Here is a 17,415-nt window from a genome sequence, read left to right on the forward strand (position 1 = left end):
CGGCGCATGCGCCAGCCAGCCAAAGGGCGCAGCGTTGTGCGCGCGCGGAGTCTCGCTAGGCATGGCGCCCACGTCCTCGCGCTTCTTTGCCACGGGCACGCGCCAACACGGTGCGTGTGCGGGATGCGCGCGAAGTGAGTGCACGACCCACCATGCCGAGGCGTTTCGCACCACGTGGCAGGCACCCGCGCGGTCGCTGGCCGTCGCCACGACCCGCTCACCGGCGATGCCGGCCCGGTCGATACAATGGCCCTTCGGGCCGTTGCTGCGCGCGGCCACCACCGGGCCGCTGTCCGGCGCCCACCCGGCCGTTTCCGGCCAGCCATGCGGAGAGCTTTCGATGACCGTCTTCTCGCGATATCCCCGGCGCCCGCGCGCCGCTGCCGGCGCCGCCCGCGCATGAGCGCCGCCGCGCCGCCGTTCGTCGTCGCCATTCCGGCCCGCTATGCCGCATCGCGGCTGCCGGGCAAGCCCTTGCGCGCGCTCGGCGGCGAGCCGTTGATCCGCCACGTGGCGCGGCGTGCGCTCGCCGCCGGTGCCACGCAGGTGTGGGTGGCCGCCGACGATGCGCGCATTGCCGCCGCGGTGGCCGACCTGGACGGCGTGCACGTGGCTAATACGTCGGCCGACCACGCCTCCGGCACCGACCGCCTCGCCGAGTGCGCCGACATCGCCGGCTGGGACGATGCGACTTTGGTGGTCAACCTGCAGGGCGACGAACCGTTCGCGCCGGTCGCCGGCATCGTCGCGGTGGCCCGGACCCTGGCCGGCAGCGGCGCCGAGATGGCAACGCTGGGCACGCCGGTGGACGCGGCCGAGCAACTGTTCGATCCCAACGTGGTCAAGCTGGTGCGCAGCGCGACTGGCGATGCGCTGTACTTCAGCCGCGCGCCGATCCCGTGGCACCGCGACGCCTTTGCCGCCTCGCAGGCGCAGTTGCCGCTGCCCGGCCCGTGGCTGCGGCATATCGGCATCTACGCCTATCGCGCCGGCTTCCTGCGCCGGTTCGCGGCGATGCCGCCGGGCACGCTGGAGCGGATCGAGTCGCTGGAGCAACTGCGGGTGTTGGAAGCCGGCTTCCGCATCGCGGTGGCGCTGTCGCCGGCACCATTCCCGCCCGGTGTGGACACGCCCGAGGATCTGGCGCGCGCCGAGGCCTACCTGCAGGGGCAGGCATGAAGCTGCTGCTGGTGTGCCTGGGCAATATCTGCCGTTCGCCGATGGCCGAGGGCGCGCTGCGCCACCACCTGCAGCGCTCGCCGCTCGCCGGGCTAGTGGAGGTCGACTCGGCCGGCACCGGCGACTGGCACCGCGGCGAGCCGCCGGACCGGCGCGCGGTCGCCTGCGCGGCCGCGCATGACGTGGACATCGCCGGCCTGCGCGCGCGGCAACTGCGCGATCGCGACTTTGCCGACTTCGACTGGATCCTGTGCGCCGATGCGGCCAATCTGCGCGACGTGCTTCAGCGCGCCCCGGCGGCGGCGCGCGAGCGCGTGGCGCTGTGGCTGCCGTGGGCCGGGGTGCACAGCCGCAGCGAGATCCCGGATCCGTACACCGGTGGCAGCGCGCAGTTCGAGCAGGTCTGGAAACTGGTAGACGAAGCCGCCGCCGGCAGCGTGGCACGACTGTCCGTCGACCTCGGCTCCGGCATAATCGGCCGATGAATTCCATCGCCGCCCTGGAACTTCCCGCGTCCGGCGCCTGGCTCAACGCGGCGCCGCTCCGCCTGCGCGACCTGCAGGGGCGGGCGCTGGTGCTGGCCTTCGTCAACGCCGCCTCGGTGTGGTGCGCGCAGCGCCTGGCCGAACTCGGCCAGTGGCAGGCGCGCAATCCCGGGAGGCTGCAGCTGATCGTGGTACAGGTGCCGCGCTTCGACAGCGAGCGCGAGCCGCAACGGGCATTGAAGCTGTTGCGCAGCCAGGGCGTGTCCGCGCCGATCCTGCTCGATGCCGATTGGGCCGCCTGGCAGCGCTTCGACATCCAGGCCTGGCCGACCCTGGTCCTGATCGATGCCGGCGGGGTCGAGCGCGAGCGCCTGGTCGGCATCGGCGGCGCCGAACTGGACAAGGCGCTGCACGCGTTGTGCGCCGGGCAGCCGCTGCCGCTGGACGAGGACCTGCGCGACGCGCGCGAGACCCAGCCGGAACCGCGCCTGCCGCTGCGCTTCCCGACTGGGCTGGCCGTGGCCGAGGACCGCCTGTACATCGCCGACAGCGGCCATCACCGCATCCTCGAATGCAGCACCAGCGGCCGGGTATTGCGCCAGTTCGGTATCGGCACCGCCGACTTCATCGACGGCGCGATCGGCGAGGCGGCGTTCCACCGCCCACGCGGGCTGGCCCTGGAGCGCGGCGTGCTGTACGTGGCCGACACCGGCAACCACGCGCTGCGCCGGATCAACCTGCTCACCGGCCAGGTCGACACGCTGTGCGGCAACGGCCGCGCCGGCGAGCCGGTGGAAGGCCCGGTGGAGCAACCGCTGCTGGCACCACTGAATCATCCGCAGGGTCTGGTGATCGCCGACAACCAGGTGCACCTGGCGATGGCCGGCGACAACCGCATCTGGAGCTACGACCTGGGCAGCCGCAGCCTGCGCTGGCGGGCTGGCGCGGGCGCGCTGGAACTGCGCGACGGCAGCGGGCATCTGGCCGCATTCGCGCAGCCGTGCAGCCTGGCCGCGGTGCAGCAGGTGCTGTACGTATGCGATGCGCTGGGTTCGGCGGTGCGCTCGATGCAGTTGCGCGGCGATCTGGTGCAGACCTTGCTCGGCGGCCAGGGGCCGTGGGATTTCGGCAACGAGGACGGACCACGCAGCCGCGCCCGCCTGCAGTTCCCGCAGGCGATCGCGCTGAGCCCGGACGCGCCGTTGCTGTGGATCGCCGACAGCGGCAACGGCAGCCTGCGCAGTCTGCGCCTGGGCGGCGGCGAACTGTCCACCGCGGCCTTGCCGCGGCGCCTGCACGGCCCGGGCGGGCTGGCGGTGAGCGCCGGCACGGTGTGGATCGCCGAGTCCGACGCGCATGCGGTGCTGCGCTACGACATCGCCAGCGGCGAACTGCACGACGTCGCGATCGGCGAATGAGCACCCCCGCATTGCCCCCGTTCGACGGCAAGGCCTTTGCCGCCAACCTCAGTACCGCGCCCGGCGTCTACCGCATGTATGCCGCGGACGATACCTTGCTCTACGTCGGCAAGGCCGGCGCGCTGCGCAAGCGCGTGTCCAGCTATTTCAGCGGCTCGCCGAAGAACGCGCGGACCATGGCCATGCTGGCGCAGGTGGCGCGCATGGATGTCACCGTCACCCGCAGCGAGGGCGAGGCGCTGCTGCTGGAAAACCAGCTGATCAAGTCGCTGTCGCCGCGCTACAACGTGTCGCTGCGCGACGACAAGAGCTATCCCTATGTGCTGCTGACCCGCGAGGAGTGGCCGCGGATCACCCTGCATCGCGGCCCGCGCGCAGTGCCAGGTCGCTATTTCGGTCCGTATCCCGGCGTCACCGCGGTGCGCGAGACGCTGAACCTGATGCACAAGCTGTTCAAGCTGCGCAGCTGCGAGGACAGCGTGTTCCGCAACCGTTCGCGGCCGTGCCTGCAGTACCAGATCGGCCGCTGCAGCGCGCCGTGCGTGGCGCTGGTGGCGGCCGACGAGTACGCCGAGGCGGTGCGTCGCTCCACGCTGTTCCTGGAAGGGCGCAGCGACCAGCTCGGCGAGGAGCTGGTGCAAGCCATGCAAGACGCCAGCGAGCGCCTGGAGTTCGAGCGCGCCGCGCGCCTGCGCGACCTGCTCGGCTCGCTGCGCAGCATGCAGAGCCGGCAGTACGTGGACGGCCGCGCCGCCGATCTGGACGTGCTGGCCTGCGCCACCCAGGGCGCCAACGCCTGCGTGCTGCTGCTGGCGTTCCGCGACGGCCGCAACCTCGGCACCCGTGCGTTCTTCCCCAAGACCAACGGCGAGGACAGCGCCGCCGAGGTGCTGGGCGCGTTCGTGTCGCAGTACTACGTCGAGCACGCGCCGCCGCGCGAGGTGCTGCTGGACCGCGAGATTCCCGACGCCGAGCTGATCGAGGCGGCGCTGAGTTCGGCCGCCGAGCGCAAGGTGCAGTTGAAGTGGAACGTGCGTGGCGAGCGCGCCGGCTACCTGGAACTGGCCAGCCGCAACGCCCAGGCCACCCTGGTCACCGAACTGACCAGCCGCAACGCCCAGCACGCGCGCAGCGAGGCGCTGCGCGAGATGCTCGGCCTGGCCGAGCCGGTCAAGCGGGTGGAGTGCTTCGACATCAGCCACACCATGGGCGAGGCCACGGTGGCCTCGTGCGTGGTGTTCGACGCCAGCGGCCCGGTGCGCAGCCAGTACCGGCGCTACAACATCAGCGGCATCGAGCCGGGCGACGACTACGCAGCGATGCGCCAGGCGATCGAGCGCCGCTTCCGCCGTGCCGCCGAAGGCGAGGGCAAGGGCGATGCGATCCTGCCGGACGTGCTGCTGATCGACGGCGGTGCCGGCCAGTTGGCGCAGGCCAATGGCGCGCTGGCCGACCTGGGCGTGGACGGGGTGCTGCTGATCGGCGTGGCCAAGGGCGCCGAGCGCCGCGCCGGCCACGAGACCCTGGTGATGCCGGACGGGCGCGAACTGCGACCGGGTGCGGCGTCGCCGGCGCTGCAGTTCATCCAGCAGGTGCGCGACGAGGCGCACCGCTTCGCCATCACCGGCCACCGCGGGCGCCGCCAGAAGGCGCGCATGACCAGCAAGCTGGAGGACATCCCCGGCATCGGCCCGCGGCGCCGCGCCAGCCTGCTCAAGCATTTCGGCGGGCTGGCCGGGCTCAAGGCCGCCGGCGAGGCCGAGATCGCGCGAGTGGAGGGCATCAATGACGCACTGGCCGCACGAATCTACGCTAACCTGCACGGACTGCCGGTGCCCGATCCGGCAGGCGAGTAGAGCAGCGCAATGAAGTTGACCATCCCCACCTGGCTCACGCTGCTGCGGATCCTGATGATCCCCGTGCTGGTGCTGGTGTTCTATCTGCCGTACACCTGGACCAACTTCGCCTCGGCGGCGATCTTCGGCCTGGCCGCGTTCACCGACTGGCTGGACGGCTGGGTGGCGCGGCGCTACCACCAGTACTCCGCGTTCGGCGCGTTCCTGGACCCGGTGGCCGACAAGCTGATGGTGGCGGTGGCGCTGTTCCTGATCGTGCAGGGCCATCCGACGCCGTGGATGGCGTTCTGGGCGGCGGTGATCGTCGGCCGCGAGATCGCGGTGTCGGCGCTGCGCGAATGGATGGCCGAGATCGGCCAGCGCGCCAAGGTGCGGGTGGCGATGATCGGCAAGATCAAGACCACTGCGCAGATGGTGGCGCTGCTGTGCCTGCTGTACTCGGTGATGCCCGACGGCTCCCCGCCGGAGAGCGTGTGGATGGGCTTGTTCATCTTCCACGTCGGCGACTGGACCCTAGCCATCGCGTCGATCCTGACCCTGTTGTCGGGCATCCAGTATCTGCATGCGGCCTGGCCGAGCCTGCGCGACGACGAGCGCGCGGCGATGGCGGAAAAGAACGCGAAAAAAATCGAAGGCAATGGTTGACAGCCTGCGCGTACCCGGTAGAATTCGCGGCCTCAAGCGGGAATAGCTCAGTTGGTAGAGCGCAACCTTGCCAAGGTTGAGGTCGCGAGTTCGAGTCTCGTTTCCCGCTCCAGATCATGAAAACAGGACCTTCGGGTCCTGTTTTCGTTTGGGCGGCTGCACTGCGTGGCAGACGCGCCACACCCCGCTAAGCCATCGCGCAATTCCGCCTCGCTTCATGCGGCCGCCAGCAGCGCAATGGCCAACACGCACGGCGCCAGTTTGGCCGCCGCCATCGCATTGCGCAGCCATCCGGGCTGGGTTGATCCACGCCGCGAGCGCTGCATCGGAACGCGGGCAGCGCGATCGCGCACCGACCATGTCGCGCGCCAGCAGCGATCGCGTCGTCCAGACGCGATCGCGATGCGGCAGATGACGCCTCTCCGTTTCGCGCAGGCTCAGGGCGCGGGGGTGGCCGCACGGAAGCCGGCATGCCCGCAGGCGGCGTCGTAGGCGTAGTCGCCGGCGGCGAGCAAGTGGCGGCCGCTGTTGATGTGCGCTGGCGGCGCTTTCAGCGGCCCGCGCCACTGCACGCTGTCCGGCGTCGCCGCCTTGCCGTCGCCGACCGCAAAGCCGTAGCCGAACACCGGTTGTCCCTTCGCGTCGACGACGTCGAGCCGCAACTGGGTGGCGTCCGGCACCACCCGCGTGGGATGCCCGGCCATCTCCACGGTCTGTTGCAGGCTGTCGGGCGTGGCGGGCGACACCACCGGGTTGAGCATCATGTAGGACACGCCGGTATCGGGCAGCAGCTTGCCGCAGACGCGGTAGTCGCTGCCGCTGCCGGGGAAGCTGGCGCAGGCGGTGGGCGCTTGCCAGTCGCTCGGCGCATCGGCGGTGGCGGCGCCGCGCTGCAGCGGGACCAGGGCGAACCCCTGCAGCGCCGCCTTGCTGACGCCCAGGGTGATGCCCTTGGCGCTGACGATGTAGCCGGGGCTCATGCGCTGCGCGCGCATCTGCGCCAGGTTGAGGAACGGGTTGCGCGCGGCGTCGACGCCGCGGTCGTAGCCCACGCCCATCATGCCGAACTTGGGGGAGATGGTGCTGCAGTTGCGCAACACCTGCGTGCTGCTGCTCAACGCCGGGCTGCCGTCGTAGCCGGCGCAGGTGGCCGGCACCTGCGCCAGCGGCTTGGGCTGCTGGGCCACGCTGGCCACATCGCAGGTGCACTGCGCGGCCAGCACGGTGATGCGGTCCACGCGCGCCGCAGCGCGCTTGCCGTCGGCGGAGACGCCGAGCTGCATCGGCACGTCCACGTACTTGCCGGGGTGATATTTGCTGTCGCTCGAATAGAAGATGTGGCCGGGCGTGTTGGAGGCGTCCCAGGCGCTGCGCAACGCGTCGCTCAACGGCACCACCACGCCGGTGGAGCCGGTATCCACTTCCAGCACCTGGCTGCCGCTGCTGCGACCATCCGCGTCGCTGCCCAGCTGCACCCGCACTTGGTAGGCGAACGTCGGCGTGGCCTTGGAGGCCAGCGGCAGATTCACGGTCTGCGACTGCAGCGCGCAGGTCTGCGCGGCGGCGGTGGCGCTCGCGGCCAGGCACAGCGCGGTCCCGCTCCAGCGTGTCCATCGGTTCATGGCGATCTCTCGTTCGGGTGTGGCGCCATGCTAGAGCGCGGCGGCGTGCCGATCGTGCGCCGATCCGTGCGAGGCCGCGCTTGTCTACTGCCACCGGCGTGGCGCTGTGGTCGGCATTCCAGTCGGGCGGCGATGCCGCGCGCGAGTTGCAGTGCCCGCAGCACGTCTCCGCAAATCCCGCGCACGCGCGGCGCAGGGTTGCCAAGCCGGGGAGCTTGGTACACAATGCAGTCCGTTGTGCGCCGGGTTGATTCAAAAACATCTTTTGAATCAATACGTTGGAAGAGAGCCGCGAGGCATCGTCCAGTTCCCGCCGCAAGGGCCCCGGCAGCGGGGCTTTGTTTTTGTCGGACGTCACAGGCGTTGCGGCAAGACGTCAGTCCACCGGCCTGGTGGCAGAGTGGTTATGCAGCGGACTGCAAATCCGCGTACGCCGGTTCAATTCCGACCCAGGCCTCCATTTCGTTTCAACGCATTGGGCCGCTTTCTGCGGCCCTTTTGCGTTGCGTAATCTCAAGCTATTTCCCATGCGCTGCTCCATACCGACGAAGCGCCAAACGAGGGTGTGTCGATCGTCAGGCTCTTGGTCGATCGGCTTTACTTGCGCGGTACATCATCGCGAAGCTTGGCCGCCTGTAGCGGTTTCTCTGCAATGCCGGCAGACGCCAATTTGCGATGATGCCGGCCTCGACATTCGATCCTGACGTCATGACTTCATCGCGACCTGTCCTGCAGTGCACACGCGTGTTCAGTGCGGCCCTAGCCGTGGCGCTCGGTCTGTGCGCTGGTGTGCAGGCTGCGCCGCCCACGGACACCGTCACGCGCTGCGGCTGGTTCGACAATCCCTCGCCAGGCAACGCCACGCTCGTGGACAAGGACGGCGAATGGACGGTCGGCCAACAGGGCGGGCACCAGGCCGAGGGCAACTGGCCGACGTTTCCCCGCGCGCGCTGGGTGGCGACCGGGACGGGCAGTGCCGGCTATGGCTGCGCCTGCCTGAAGGTGCGCGCGCGTGCCAACACCCAGGAGGTGACCACCATCGTGGCGGCCACGGTGCAGCCCTTGAAGATCTGCCGGCAGGACAAGGCGCTGCAGGGCAAGGAGCCGGAGAATCCGCTGAAGTAGCGCCTTCGCTCCGCAGCGCGTTGCCGCAGCGGTGCCATCGGAGGAAGCGCTGCTGCCGAGGATGTGGATCGAAGTAGGTTGGCCGGCGGTTTCACTGCAGCCTGGATCGGCTTGCTGTCGGCGAGGGGAAAGCGCCGCTCCACCTCCTGGCGGCGGCGTTGCGATTCGCCGAGGCGGCGTCGCTCGGCCGAACGAGTCCATCGGACGATGGCGCCGCTTTGATGCCCGGTGCCGACACCGCCTGGCCATCGTTCTGCGCGTTCAGGATTGGAACGGCCGAGGTGGCGTGCAGCGTGGTCTGCCGGCCGCCCGATCCGGCGCGAACGGGATCGCGGTCCATGCGAATCCGACGCCCGTAGCACCGCGAACGGGAAAGTGCCGAATCGCACCATGACACCACGCCGCCCGGCGGCGGACATGTTTTTGCAACGAAGGGCTAGCGCGCCTCCTGTGAGGCGTGTAGAATGCACGGCTCCCAAGCGGGAATAGCTCAGTTGGTAGAGCGCAACCTTGCCAAGGTTGAGGTCGCGAGTTCGAGTCTCGTTTCCCGCTCCAAATTGCGTCACTTGCCATTTGTTGCGCGAGTGAACCCCTGAAAAAGGAGCTTCGGCTCCTTTTTTCGTTTCCGCGATTCGTTCTTGTCCCGGAGGCGCCAGCCACGGCCTCGGCGCCGATGCGGGGCACTACGATTTCGTCGGCATCACGGACATGCCCAACGTTCGCTTACGGAAGTGGGCCGGTGAGTAGCGCCTGCCTGGTCGCATCGTCGGCAGGATAGAAGCATTCCAGCGTCAGCTCCGCCAGGGTCACGTCGGTCGCGGTGCCGAAGACGGTCGTGGTGGAGAGAAACGACAGGATGCCGCCGCTGGTTCCGCTGCGGATCGAGAGCGGCACCGCGATGCGCTCGGTAGCCCCGGGCGGGCGATCGCTGGCCGGGCAGGGCAAGCCCTTGAGTTCGGCATGCAGCGCTTCGAGTTCGGGATCGGCCGACTGGTCGATCTCGAGGCGAAGCCGGGCCAGCAGATGATGCCGCCACTCGACCAGGTTGACGATGCGTGGCGCCAGGCCATTGGGATGGAGGGTCGCGCGCAGCACATTGACGGGCGCCGCCAGAAGCGCCGGATCGATACCGACCAGCAGTGCGGCCGCTGCATCGTTGGCGCGCACCAAGTTCCAATGACGGTCGACCGCGAGTGCAGGAAACGGGGCGTGCGCGCGCAGGACCATGTCGACGGCCGACAGCGCCGCCGCCATGTCCGGCGTGTCCAGTGCACGCTCGCCATGCACGGGCGCATAGCCCGCCGCGCGCAGTAGCCGGTTCTGCTCCCTGAGCGGCATCGCCAGCGGTTCGGCCAGGCGCAGCAGCAGGTCGCGGCTGGGAGCCGCTCGCCCGCTCTCGACGAAGCTCAGATGGCGCGTCGACACCTCCGCCGCGCCGGCGAGATCGAGCTGGCTCAGCCGGCGCCTGGCCCGCCAGTCGCGCAGTACGTCGCCAACGGTGATCGGTCGTGTCGCCATGCCTTCATCCTACCGGCCCGCTGCGGCGATGCCATTACCTGCGAGGTAATCGCATTGCCCGATTGCCATCGGCATGCTCGGCCCATCGACGACGAGGAGATGGCGATGAACGACCCGAACACGCTGGCACGTGCCTATCTGGCGCTCTGGAACGATGCCGATGCCGCATCGCGCGCGCGTCGCCTGGCGGACGGCTGGACCCCTGATGCCCGCTACGCCGATCCGATGATGGCGGGCGAAGGTCGTGACGGCATCGCCGCGATGATCGCGGCCGCACGCGCTCAGGTCCCCGGCCACCTCTTTGCGCTGCGCGGCACGCCCGATGCGCATGGTCCCTTCGTGCGCTTCTCCTGGACGTTGGCGCCCGAACACGGCGCGCCGATTGCCGGCGGAACCGATATCGCCCGGATCGCCCCGGACGGGCGCATCGCCGAGATCATCGGCTTCCTCGACAAGGACATCGCATGACGCCGGCATTCATCCCGCGTGGCCCCGGTCATGCGCTGTTCGTTCGCGATTGGGGCGAGGGACCGCCTGTGGTCCTGCTGGCGGGCTGGGCGATGGATGGCCGGATCTGGGGCGACACCATGCTCCATCTCAATGCCGCCGGCCTGCGCGCCATCGCGTGCGATCGCAATGGCCACGGACGATCGACCGACCGAGCCGACTATGGCTACGACGCGCTCGCCGACGACCTGGCCGCCGTGCTGGAAACGCTCGACCTGGAGGGCGTCACCCTGGTGGCGCATTCGGGCGCTGGCGGCGAGGCGATCCGTTACCTCGCGCGGCACGGTCGGCGGCGGATCGCACGACTGATGCTCGTGGGTGCGACAGGCCCGCGGGTCATCGGCGACACCGGCGTGACCCCTGCGATGCTGGATGCGCTGTGCGCGCAGCTTGCCTGCGATCTGCCGGGGTGGATCGACGCCAACATCGCTCCTTTTGCGCCCGGTGCGTCGGGCCGCGTCAACGCGTGGATGGCCACCATGGTGCTCGACTGCTCGCGCCGCGCCGTGGTCGCATTCCAGCGCACGATCGCGCTGAGCGATCTTTCGGCGGAAGCCGCCGCGCTCCAGCTGCCGGTCACGATCATTCATGGCGACCGCGACGCGTCCGCGCCACTCGATGTCAGTGGGCGTGTCTATGCCGCGACCATCCCCGGCGCCGAACTGCTCGTCTATGAAGGTGCGGCCCACGGCGTGATGGTGACGCATGCCGCGCGGCTTGCCGGCGACATCGTCAGCCGAGCGGCGTCATGAGCTGGCTGGCCATTGCACAGGCAGGCAGCGCAGACCGGCCGCCGGGCGCAGTTGTCGCGCGCTCGCTGGGAATGGTCGTCGATCCGGTGGTGGCGCCCGCATGAGCTCGACGACACGCCCGGAGACCTACGTCATCACCTTCCACGTCAAAGCGGATCAGGTGGAACGCTTTCGCGCGCTGCTCGACCCGGTGCTCGATGCGATGCGTCACGAGCGGACCTTCGTGCGTGCGGCGTTGCACGTCGATCCCGAGCGACCGACGGTCTTCCAGCTTCACGAGACCTGGACCGATCGCGACGATGTCCTCAACGTTCAACTGCATCGGCGCTATCGTCACGAGTGGAATGCCGCGCTGGACGACATCCTGGTTGCGCCGAGGCATATCGCGATCTGGACAGTGATGCGAACCGATTGAGGTCGGACCGCAAGGATGCCAGCCTCCATCGCTGGCACCGCCGTTGGTTTGCTAGCGCACCGCCGACCGGATCGCAGGAGGCGCGGGGCAGGTGGTATGCGCCTCTGTCATAAGCTTCAACAACGCCGCCCGCGCAACGGCGCGCGCGGCCTTGTGGTCGAGCCGGGAAAGCTCGGTGATCTGCAGGCCCGTTGCCTGCGCAAGGCGCAAGCCGAGGTAGTAGCCAAAGCGATCCGGCAGCCCATCCGGCGGATGGCCCCCCATCTGCAAGGCGCTGGCGGTCGCCGCGCCGTCGCCATCGTCGAAATGGGCTGCCACGAAGCACAGGGCAGCCGACCAGCGCCGATCGGTCGGTGCGCGAATGGGAGCGGGGATGTCGAGCAGCAGTTGATGATCCGATGCATGCGGCACCATCGTGGCGGTCGCCTGGACCGCCAGTCCCTCCTGCCACAGCGTGCACCACAGCGGGTCGCAATCGGCGAAATGGTGGGCATGTTGCAGATGGAAGATCTCGTGGATCAGGAACGGTTCGAGCGAATCGTCGGCATGGTACTTCGCGATCATGTCGGCACCGAAGAGCATGACGTGCCGGTTGCCCGGTTGCAGGTAATCCGAACCGCCATCGCGCTGCCCGAGCGAGTGATAGAGATAGATCGGCAGCGGGGACGAAAAGCCAGGGAAGACGGCCTGGAATCGCGCGATCGCATTGTTCAGCGCGATCGGAAAATCGGCGACCACCCGATCGTAGTCGTCATGGCCAACGGAAAACCGATGCAGGGCGTCGCCGATCCGTTTGTCTGTGCCGGCACCTTCTGGATACAGGCCAGGCAGCATCGCATCGATCCGGGAACGGATCGTCGCAATGCGGGTATCTTCCGGCTGGCCCGCGGTCTCGATCGCGGCCTTTTCGAACGGCGTGGCGAGATCGACATAGCGCGCCGCCGGCGCCGTGCTCGCCGAAAGATCGCTGGTCGAAAGGCCAATCGCTAGGCAAACGGCGAGCAGCACTCGCCCATTCCTGACCTGCCTCATGTTTGCTCCTGTCCAAATTCGGCCAAGCCGCATACCGAGCCGTGGCAACAGCGCCACTTCGATGGTGTTCGAAACGCGATGGATGTCGCGCCCTCCACGTCGCGCGTTGCTCCAACTCCTGCGCTTCGGTCTTGCGGCGCGCATGCTGCAGAGCGTAAGCCGGGAGGCATCCGATGTTGTGAAAGAGCCCCGTACCTGCCTGCGCCGATTCACGCCGCCAGCCACCACCACGCCAGCAGCGCCACCAGCAAGATAGCGCCCCCGCCCAGCAAGCGCGGCCGTCGCCACCAGCGCCGCGGTTGGCGGTCGATGGCATTGGCGCCGGCCCGACGCAGCAGGCCGCGCGCGAACGCATGCTGATCCATGCTGCGGTCGCAGGCATCGACGCAGGCACCGCAGGCGGTGCAGGCGTAGTGCGCGCCGTTGCGCGGATTGATGCCGGCGGGGCAGGCCTGCACACAGGCATCGCAGGCCATGCAGTCGCCGAGCTGCTCGGCGCTGAACTTGGGTAGGGTGCCGGCATACGCGGCCAGCGCCTCGCCGCGGCTGCCGCCTTGGCCGGCGAGTTGCGCGATGCTGGCGCGCAAGGCGTAGTCGCGTGCGGTGACGGGATCCAGCAAGCGCCGCCCGCGCTGCGCGACGCTGCCTTGGCCGCATGCGCGGGCGCCGCGCGGTTCGCCGCGCATCGCGTCGTAGCCGATCAGCGGCGTGTCGCGGTCGCACAGCAGCGGTTGCAGGCGCGCGTACGGACACAGGTAGCGGCAGGCCTGGCTGCGCAGGAAGCCCGCATTGCCCCAGGTGGCCAGTGCGTAGAACAGCACCCAGAACGTCTCCCAGCCGCTCCAGGCGAATGGATGCAGGCGCACGACCAGATCGGCGATCGGCACGAAGTAACCGACGAAGCTGACCCCGGTCCACAGCGCCACGGTCGCCCACAGCAGGTGCCGCGCCGCGGCCGGCCAGTCGGCGAAGCGGCGTTCGATCCAGGCGAAGGCGTGGCTCCACACCGTCTGCGGACAGGCGAAGCCGCACCATAGGCGCCCGGTCAGCGTAGTGAGCACTGCCAGCGACGCCGCGGCGGCGCCCAGCGCCAGCAGCAGCCAGCCGACGTCGTGCGGCCACAGGGTCCAGCCGAACAGATCGAAGCGCCGCGCTGGCAGGTCCAGCAGCAGGGCCTGCCGGCCCTGCCAGCGCAGCCACGGCAGCAGGTAGAACCCCGCCAACAGCAGCCACAGCACCACGCGCCGCAGTTGCGTGTACCGATGTGGCGGCGCGGGCCCCGCCGCGGCGGCGGGCGACGTGACGACATGCAAGGGAATCGTGCGCGCCATCGGCAGCCCGCTCACGACAGCGGCGCGGCGGCGTCGCCGTGCGGCGCCGGACGCAACAGGAAACCGGTGAGCAGGCTCGAGGCCAGCGTCGCCAGCCAGAACATGAAGAAACCCACCGTATAGCCGAGTTCCCGGCTGATCTGGCGGCCGGGGAAGGTGATGTCGCGCAGCGCCAACGGATCGACCAGGGCGAAGAACAGCACGCTCATGGCGCCTGCGACCAGGAAGCTCGGCCACAGGATCACCCCCAGCCGCTGCACCAGCGGGCGCGGCGCGCCGGGATCGAGCGGATCGAGCAGCGGATCGTCGGGAGAGACCATGACGGTGGATTCCATCGCGAAAGAAGGATGCGGCATGCGCCAAGGCAGCGGCGCCACACGTCGCCGCGCCTGCCAGCCGCCTGGCCGCCGATCCCCCGTCGACACCGGCGTCGGCGCATGCCGCAGCTGCAGACTAGGCAGCGCGGGCCGGCCCGACATTGATCCTGATCAAGGCCGCTGCCGCCGCGACGTGGAGACTGATGAGATCGCACGCTGTGGAGCCGACCATGCAGGACGAGATCGAAGGCATGCCCTTGCCGGGGCCGGACCTGTGCAGCGAGACGGACGTGCAAGCGCTGGTGGGAGCGTTCTACCGCCGTGTGCGCGCCGACGCCGACCTGTCGACGGTGTTCGCCGCGCACATCGAGGACTGGGAGGCGCATGAGCAGCAGCTGTGCGATTTCTGGTCGGCGATGCTGCGCGGCACCCGCCGCTTCCGCGGTGCGCCGATGCCCCGGCACATGGCCATGCGCGAACTCAGCGAACTGCTGTTCCAGCGCTGGCTGGGCCTGTTCCGCGCCAGCACCGCCGAGCTGCACAACGCGCCGATGCGGTTGTTGGCCGACGACGTTGCCCAGCGCATCGCCGAGACCTTCTGGCGCCGGCACCAGATGAGCTGGCGTCCATTCGAGCCGGTGTCGCCGCTGCCGCCGGCCGCGTGCGCGGATTGATCCAGGTCAAGGCGGCCGCGCCCGGTGCCGCGCATGCTCGGTCCATGGACATCCTCACCGCGCCCGATCCTTCCGCCGCCTGGACCTTCGACGCCGACCTGCTGCGCCGCTACGACCGTCCCGGCCCGCGCTACACCTCGTACCCGACCGCGCCGCATTTCCAGACCGGCTTCGGCCCGGCGCAGTTGTTCGCCGCGGTCCAGGCCAGCGATCCGCGCCGGCCGCTGTCGCTGTACGTGCACGTGCCGTTCTGCCGCAGCCCGTGCTTCTACTGCGGTTGCCATCGGGTCATCACCCGCGACCCGGAGCGCGGCCGCGCGTATGTGCAGCGGTTGCTGCGCGAGGCGGCGATGATGGCCGCGTGTTTAGAGGGCGAGCGCGAGGTGGTGCAGCTGCACCTGGGCGGCGGCACCCCGAACTTCCTCGCGCCGGAGCTGCTCGGCGAACTGGTGCAGGGCCTGCGCGGCCTGTTCCGCTTCAGCCAGGCGCCGGACCGCGAGATGTCCATCGAACTGGATCCGCGCACGGTGACGCCGCAGGACATCGCCGCGCTGGCCGAGCTGGGCTTCAACCGCGCCAGCCTGGGCATCCAGGATTTCGACCCGCTGGTGCAGCAGGCGATCAATCGCCGCCAGGGCGTGCACGAAACCCTGGACATCCTGCGCGCCTGCCGCGTGCACGGCATGCGCTCGGTCAACGTGGACCTGATCTACGGCCTGCCGCGGCAGACCCTGGCCGGGTTCGAGCAGACCCTGGAGACGGTGATCGCGGCGCGTCCGGACCGCCTGGCGGTCTACGGCTACGCGCACCTGCCGCAACTGTTCAAGGCGCAGCGGCGCATCGCCGATGCCGACCTGCCCGACGCCGAACAGAAGCTGGCGCTGCTCGGCCTGGCGGTAAGTCGGCTCTCGGCGGCCGGCTACCAATACATCGGCATGGACCACTTCGCGCTGCCGCAGGAAGACCTGGCGCGCGCGCAGCGGCAGGGCAGCCTGCACCGCAACTTCATGGGCTACACCACCCATGCCGACACCGACCTGCTGGGCCTGGGCGTCAGCGCGATCAGCCGCATCGGCGCCAGCTACAGCCAGAACCAGCGCGACCTGCCTGCCTGGGAAGCGGCGGTGGACGCCGGCGACAGCCCGGTGCTGCGCGGCCTGCAGCTCAGCGCCGACGACGCCCTGCGCGCCGAGCTGATCCAGCAGTTGATGTGCCAGGGGCGGGTGGACGCCGCGGCGGTGGCACAGCGTCACGGCATCGACTTCGCCAGCTATTTCCGCGAGGAACTGCGCGCGCTGGCGCCGCTGTGCGCGGACGGCCTGGCCGATTACCGCGACGGCGTGGTCCAGGCCACCGCCCGCGGACGCCCGCTGCTGCGCCTGATCGCCATGTGCTTCGACCGCTACCTGCGCCAGCCCGATCAACCGGCGCGCTATTCGCGCGCCATCTGAGCGCGCCGCGCTTCTCGCTTGCCGTTGGCATCCCCGGTGCCGCCGTGGCGGCGGCGCCGGGGCTTTTCGGTGGTGGTACTCAAGCCTGCCGATGCCGGTATGTGGTGTCTCTGTTCGGCGCGTTTGGCGGATCGGCAGCGCCCTGTGGTTCACAAGCGCCGCGCGATCAGGCACGCTACGCGCCACCAGGCCCGGATGGCGAAACTGGTAGACGCATCGGACTTAAAATCCGCCGGGGGCGACCCCATGCCGGTTCGATTCCGGCTCCGGGCACCATGGGTGCGTAAGCGTCTCAGCGCTCAGGCGGCTCCGATCGACTTCGCCGCTGTGCAGTTCTTGTGCAGCCAGCTAATTCGCTAGCGCCTCGTGAGGTGCTGTGGTGTCAAGTGGCGCGGGCTTGTCGGGCGACGTCATCTGCACCGTGACCGAACCGGTATATGACACCGCCACGGGCCGGCACCTGCTCATCCCGCAGGGCTCGCGCATCTTTGACCGGTACAACAGCCAGGTCAGCTACGGGCAGAGCCGCCTTCAGGTGGTCTGGCATTGGATCATCCTGCGCGACACGTCCTCGCTCACGCTCGACAACCTCGTGGGCACCGATCCGGCCGGCTACGCAGGCCTGGAGGATGTTGTGGACCGGCACTGGAACCGCCTGCTGGTCGGCGCGGCGCTCACCACGCTCTTTCGGCGTGGGAGCCGAACTGGCCGCGCCGGAGAACCACCAGGACGGCAACCGCATCGTCATCGCTGGCCGGAATGGGCTGCGGGACTCTGTGAGCTATGAGTCGGTCGCGACAACGAGGGAAAAGAAAGTCACCCGTGTGGGCGGCTTTCTCGTTCCACGCTCTAACGCCAAGAGGCTACAAAGCAGAGGGATCAAGTTAAGGGCGCTATATCGCCAATCCTAGTGCCAAGATGGCCCCTACCGCAGGAGGGATTGGGCAACCCATTTCGCTTGCACATGCTCCGGTCCCCGCAAATATGTGAGCAAAAAGCGCGATCTACGAACGTGCCGAACTGAGATGCCATTGTCAGGTCATTGCCAGATGCGCCCGGCCCCGCGGCCCCGTCGTTCTTCTTAACAC

16 protein-coding genes, 4 tRNA genes and 1 pseudogene are annotated in these 17,415 nt (G+C 69.2%); 16 read left to right on the forward strand and 5 right to left on the reverse strand.

Annotated features, from left to right (window positions below):
* Positions 1-399 precede the first annotated feature (399 nt).
* The 6 genes from kdsB to FHR66_RS06715 all read left to right on the forward strand — a co-directional run bounded on the left by kdsB (position 400) and on the right by FHR66_RS06715 (position 5,695).
* Positions 400-1,179, forward strand: coding sequence for a 3-deoxy-manno-octulosonate cytidylyltransferase (kdsB, locus tag FHR66_RS06690; protein WP_167087601.1), 780 nt, complete (start codon positions 400-402; stop codon positions 1,177-1,179).
* Entirely contained in the window at positions 1,176-1,664 is a 489-nt protein-coding gene (locus FHR66_RS06695) for a low molecular weight protein-tyrosine-phosphatase (protein WP_160965069.1), read from the forward strand. The genes kdsB and FHR66_RS06695 overlap by 4 nt, the downstream gene beginning before the upstream one ends.
* On the forward strand, positions 1,661-3,082 hold the full coding sequence (locus tag FHR66_RS06700; RefSeq protein ID WP_160965067.1) for a hypothetical protein: 1,422 nt from the start codon (positions 1,661-1,663) through the stop codon (positions 3,080-3,082). The genes FHR66_RS06695 and FHR66_RS06700 overlap by 4 nt, the downstream gene beginning before the upstream one ends.
* A complete protein-coding gene (uvrC, locus tag FHR66_RS06705; protein WP_160965065.1) occupies positions 3,079-4,938 on the forward strand; it encodes an excinuclease ABC subunit UvrC in 1,860 nt (619 codons plus the stop codon). The genes FHR66_RS06700 and uvrC overlap by 4 nt, the downstream gene beginning before the upstream one ends.
* Before the next feature lie 9 nt (positions 4,939-4,947).
* Positions 4,948-5,583, forward strand: coding sequence for a CDP-diacylglycerol--glycerol-3-phosphate 3-phosphatidyltransferase (gene pgsA, locus FHR66_RS06710; RefSeq protein WP_160965063.1), 636 nt, complete (start codon positions 4,948-4,950; stop codon positions 5,581-5,583).
* A gap of 36 nt (positions 5,584-5,619) precedes the next feature.
* A tRNA-Gly gene (locus tag FHR66_RS06715) sits at positions 5,620-5,695 on the forward strand.
* 325 nt (positions 5,696-6,020) lie between these two features.
* Here the strand turns inward: FHR66_RS06715 and FHR66_RS06720 are convergent.
* A complete protein-coding gene (locus tag FHR66_RS06720) occupies positions 6,021-7,205 on the reverse strand; it encodes a hypothetical protein (RefSeq protein WP_160965061.1) in 1,185 nt (394 codons plus the stop codon).
* A 386-nt stretch (positions 7,206-7,591) separates the two neighbouring features.
* Between FHR66_RS06720 and FHR66_RS06725 the strand changes: the two genes are divergently transcribed.
* From FHR66_RS06725 to FHR66_RS06735, 3 genes are all read left to right on the forward strand, one after another.
* Positions 7,592-7,665, forward strand: a tRNA-Cys gene (locus tag FHR66_RS06725).
* Positions 7,666-7,970: 305 nt separating this feature from the next.
* Positions 7,971-8,330 carry a DUF4087 domain-containing protein gene (locus tag FHR66_RS06730; RefSeq protein WP_343160658.1) on the forward strand — a complete coding sequence of 120 codons (360 nt, stop codon included), beginning with the start codon at positions 7,971-7,973 and terminating at the stop codon, positions 8,328-8,330.
* Positions 8,331-8,809: 479 nt separating this feature from the next.
* A tRNA-Gly gene (locus FHR66_RS06735) sits at positions 8,810-8,885 on the forward strand.
* A 168-nt stretch (positions 8,886-9,053) separates the two neighbouring features.
* Here FHR66_RS06735 and FHR66_RS06740 read toward each other — a convergent pair.
* Positions 9,054-9,848, reverse strand: a complete 795-nt coding sequence (locus FHR66_RS06740; RefSeq protein WP_160965057.1) for a helix-turn-helix domain-containing protein — start codon at positions 9,846-9,848, stop codon at positions 9,054-9,056.
* Positions 9,849-9,953: 105 nt separating this feature from the next.
* Here FHR66_RS06740 and FHR66_RS06745 point away from each other — a divergent pair, with 105 nt between their 5' ends.
* The 3 genes from FHR66_RS06745 (at position 9,954) to FHR66_RS06755 (ending at position 11,522) form a co-directional block, all read left to right on the forward strand.
* Positions 9,954-10,316 carry a nuclear transport factor 2 family protein gene (locus FHR66_RS06745; protein ID WP_160965055.1) on the forward strand — a complete coding sequence of 121 codons (363 nt, stop codon included), beginning with the start codon at positions 9,954-9,956 and terminating at the stop codon, positions 10,314-10,316.
* Positions 10,313-11,107 (forward strand): alpha/beta fold hydrolase, encoded by a 795-nt coding sequence (locus FHR66_RS06750; protein ID WP_160965053.1) that lies wholly within the window; start codon positions 10,313-10,315, stop codon positions 11,105-11,107. Before FHR66_RS06745 ends, FHR66_RS06750 begins: the two co-directional genes overlap by 4 nt.
* A 100-nt stretch (positions 11,108-11,207) precedes the next feature.
* Entirely contained in the window at positions 11,208-11,522 is a 315-nt protein-coding gene (locus tag FHR66_RS06755) for a putative quinol monooxygenase (protein ID WP_160965051.1), read from the forward strand.
* A 51-nt stretch (positions 11,523-11,573) separates the two neighbouring features.
* On the opposite strand, the gene FHR66_RS06760 is transcribed toward FHR66_RS06755, so the two are convergent.
* The 3 genes from FHR66_RS06760 to FHR66_RS06770 form a co-directional block, all read right to left on the reverse strand.
* Entirely contained in the window at positions 11,574-12,530 is a 957-nt protein-coding gene (locus FHR66_RS06760) for a hypothetical protein (protein ID WP_160965049.1), read from the reverse strand.
* A 233-nt stretch (positions 12,531-12,763) separates the two neighbouring features.
* The gene (locus tag FHR66_RS06765) at positions 12,764-13,795 is read right to left on the reverse strand and encodes a 4Fe-4S dicluster domain-containing protein (RefSeq protein ID WP_160965215.1); all 1,032 of its coding nucleotides are present in this window, start codon (positions 13,793-13,795) and stop codon (positions 12,764-12,766) included.
* A gap of 101 nt (positions 13,796-13,896) precedes the next feature.
* Complete coding sequence (locus tag FHR66_RS06770) at positions 13,897-14,220, reverse strand: hypothetical protein (RefSeq protein ID WP_160965047.1); 324 nt, start codon at positions 14,218-14,220, stop codon at positions 13,897-13,899.
* A 185-nt stretch (positions 14,221-14,405) separates the two neighbouring features.
* Between FHR66_RS06770 and FHR66_RS06775 the strand changes: the two genes are divergently transcribed.
* From FHR66_RS06775 to FHR66_RS06790, 4 genes and pseudogenes are all read left to right on the forward strand, one after another.
* Positions 14,406-14,876: a group III truncated hemoglobin gene (locus tag FHR66_RS06775; protein ID WP_160965045.1), complete on the forward strand. Its 471-nt coding sequence runs from the start codon at positions 14,406-14,408 to the stop codon at positions 14,874-14,876.
* 44 nt (positions 14,877-14,920) lie between these two features.
* Positions 14,921-16,327 carry an oxygen-independent coproporphyrinogen III oxidase gene (gene hemN / locus FHR66_RS06780; RefSeq protein WP_167087603.1) on the forward strand — a complete coding sequence of 469 codons (1,407 nt, stop codon included), beginning with the start codon at positions 14,921-14,923 and terminating at the stop codon, positions 16,325-16,327.
* A 189-nt stretch (positions 16,328-16,516) separates the two neighbouring features.
* A tRNA-Leu gene (locus FHR66_RS06785) sits at positions 16,517-16,603 on the forward strand.
* A 94-nt stretch (positions 16,604-16,697) separates the two neighbouring features.
* Positions 16,698-17,133 (forward strand): annotated as a pseudogene (locus tag FHR66_RS06790) (TrbI/VirB10 family protein); the annotation flags it as partial.
* Positions 17,134-17,415 lie beyond the last annotated feature (282 nt).

This window comes from Xanthomonas sp. F4 (assembly GCF_011761895.1).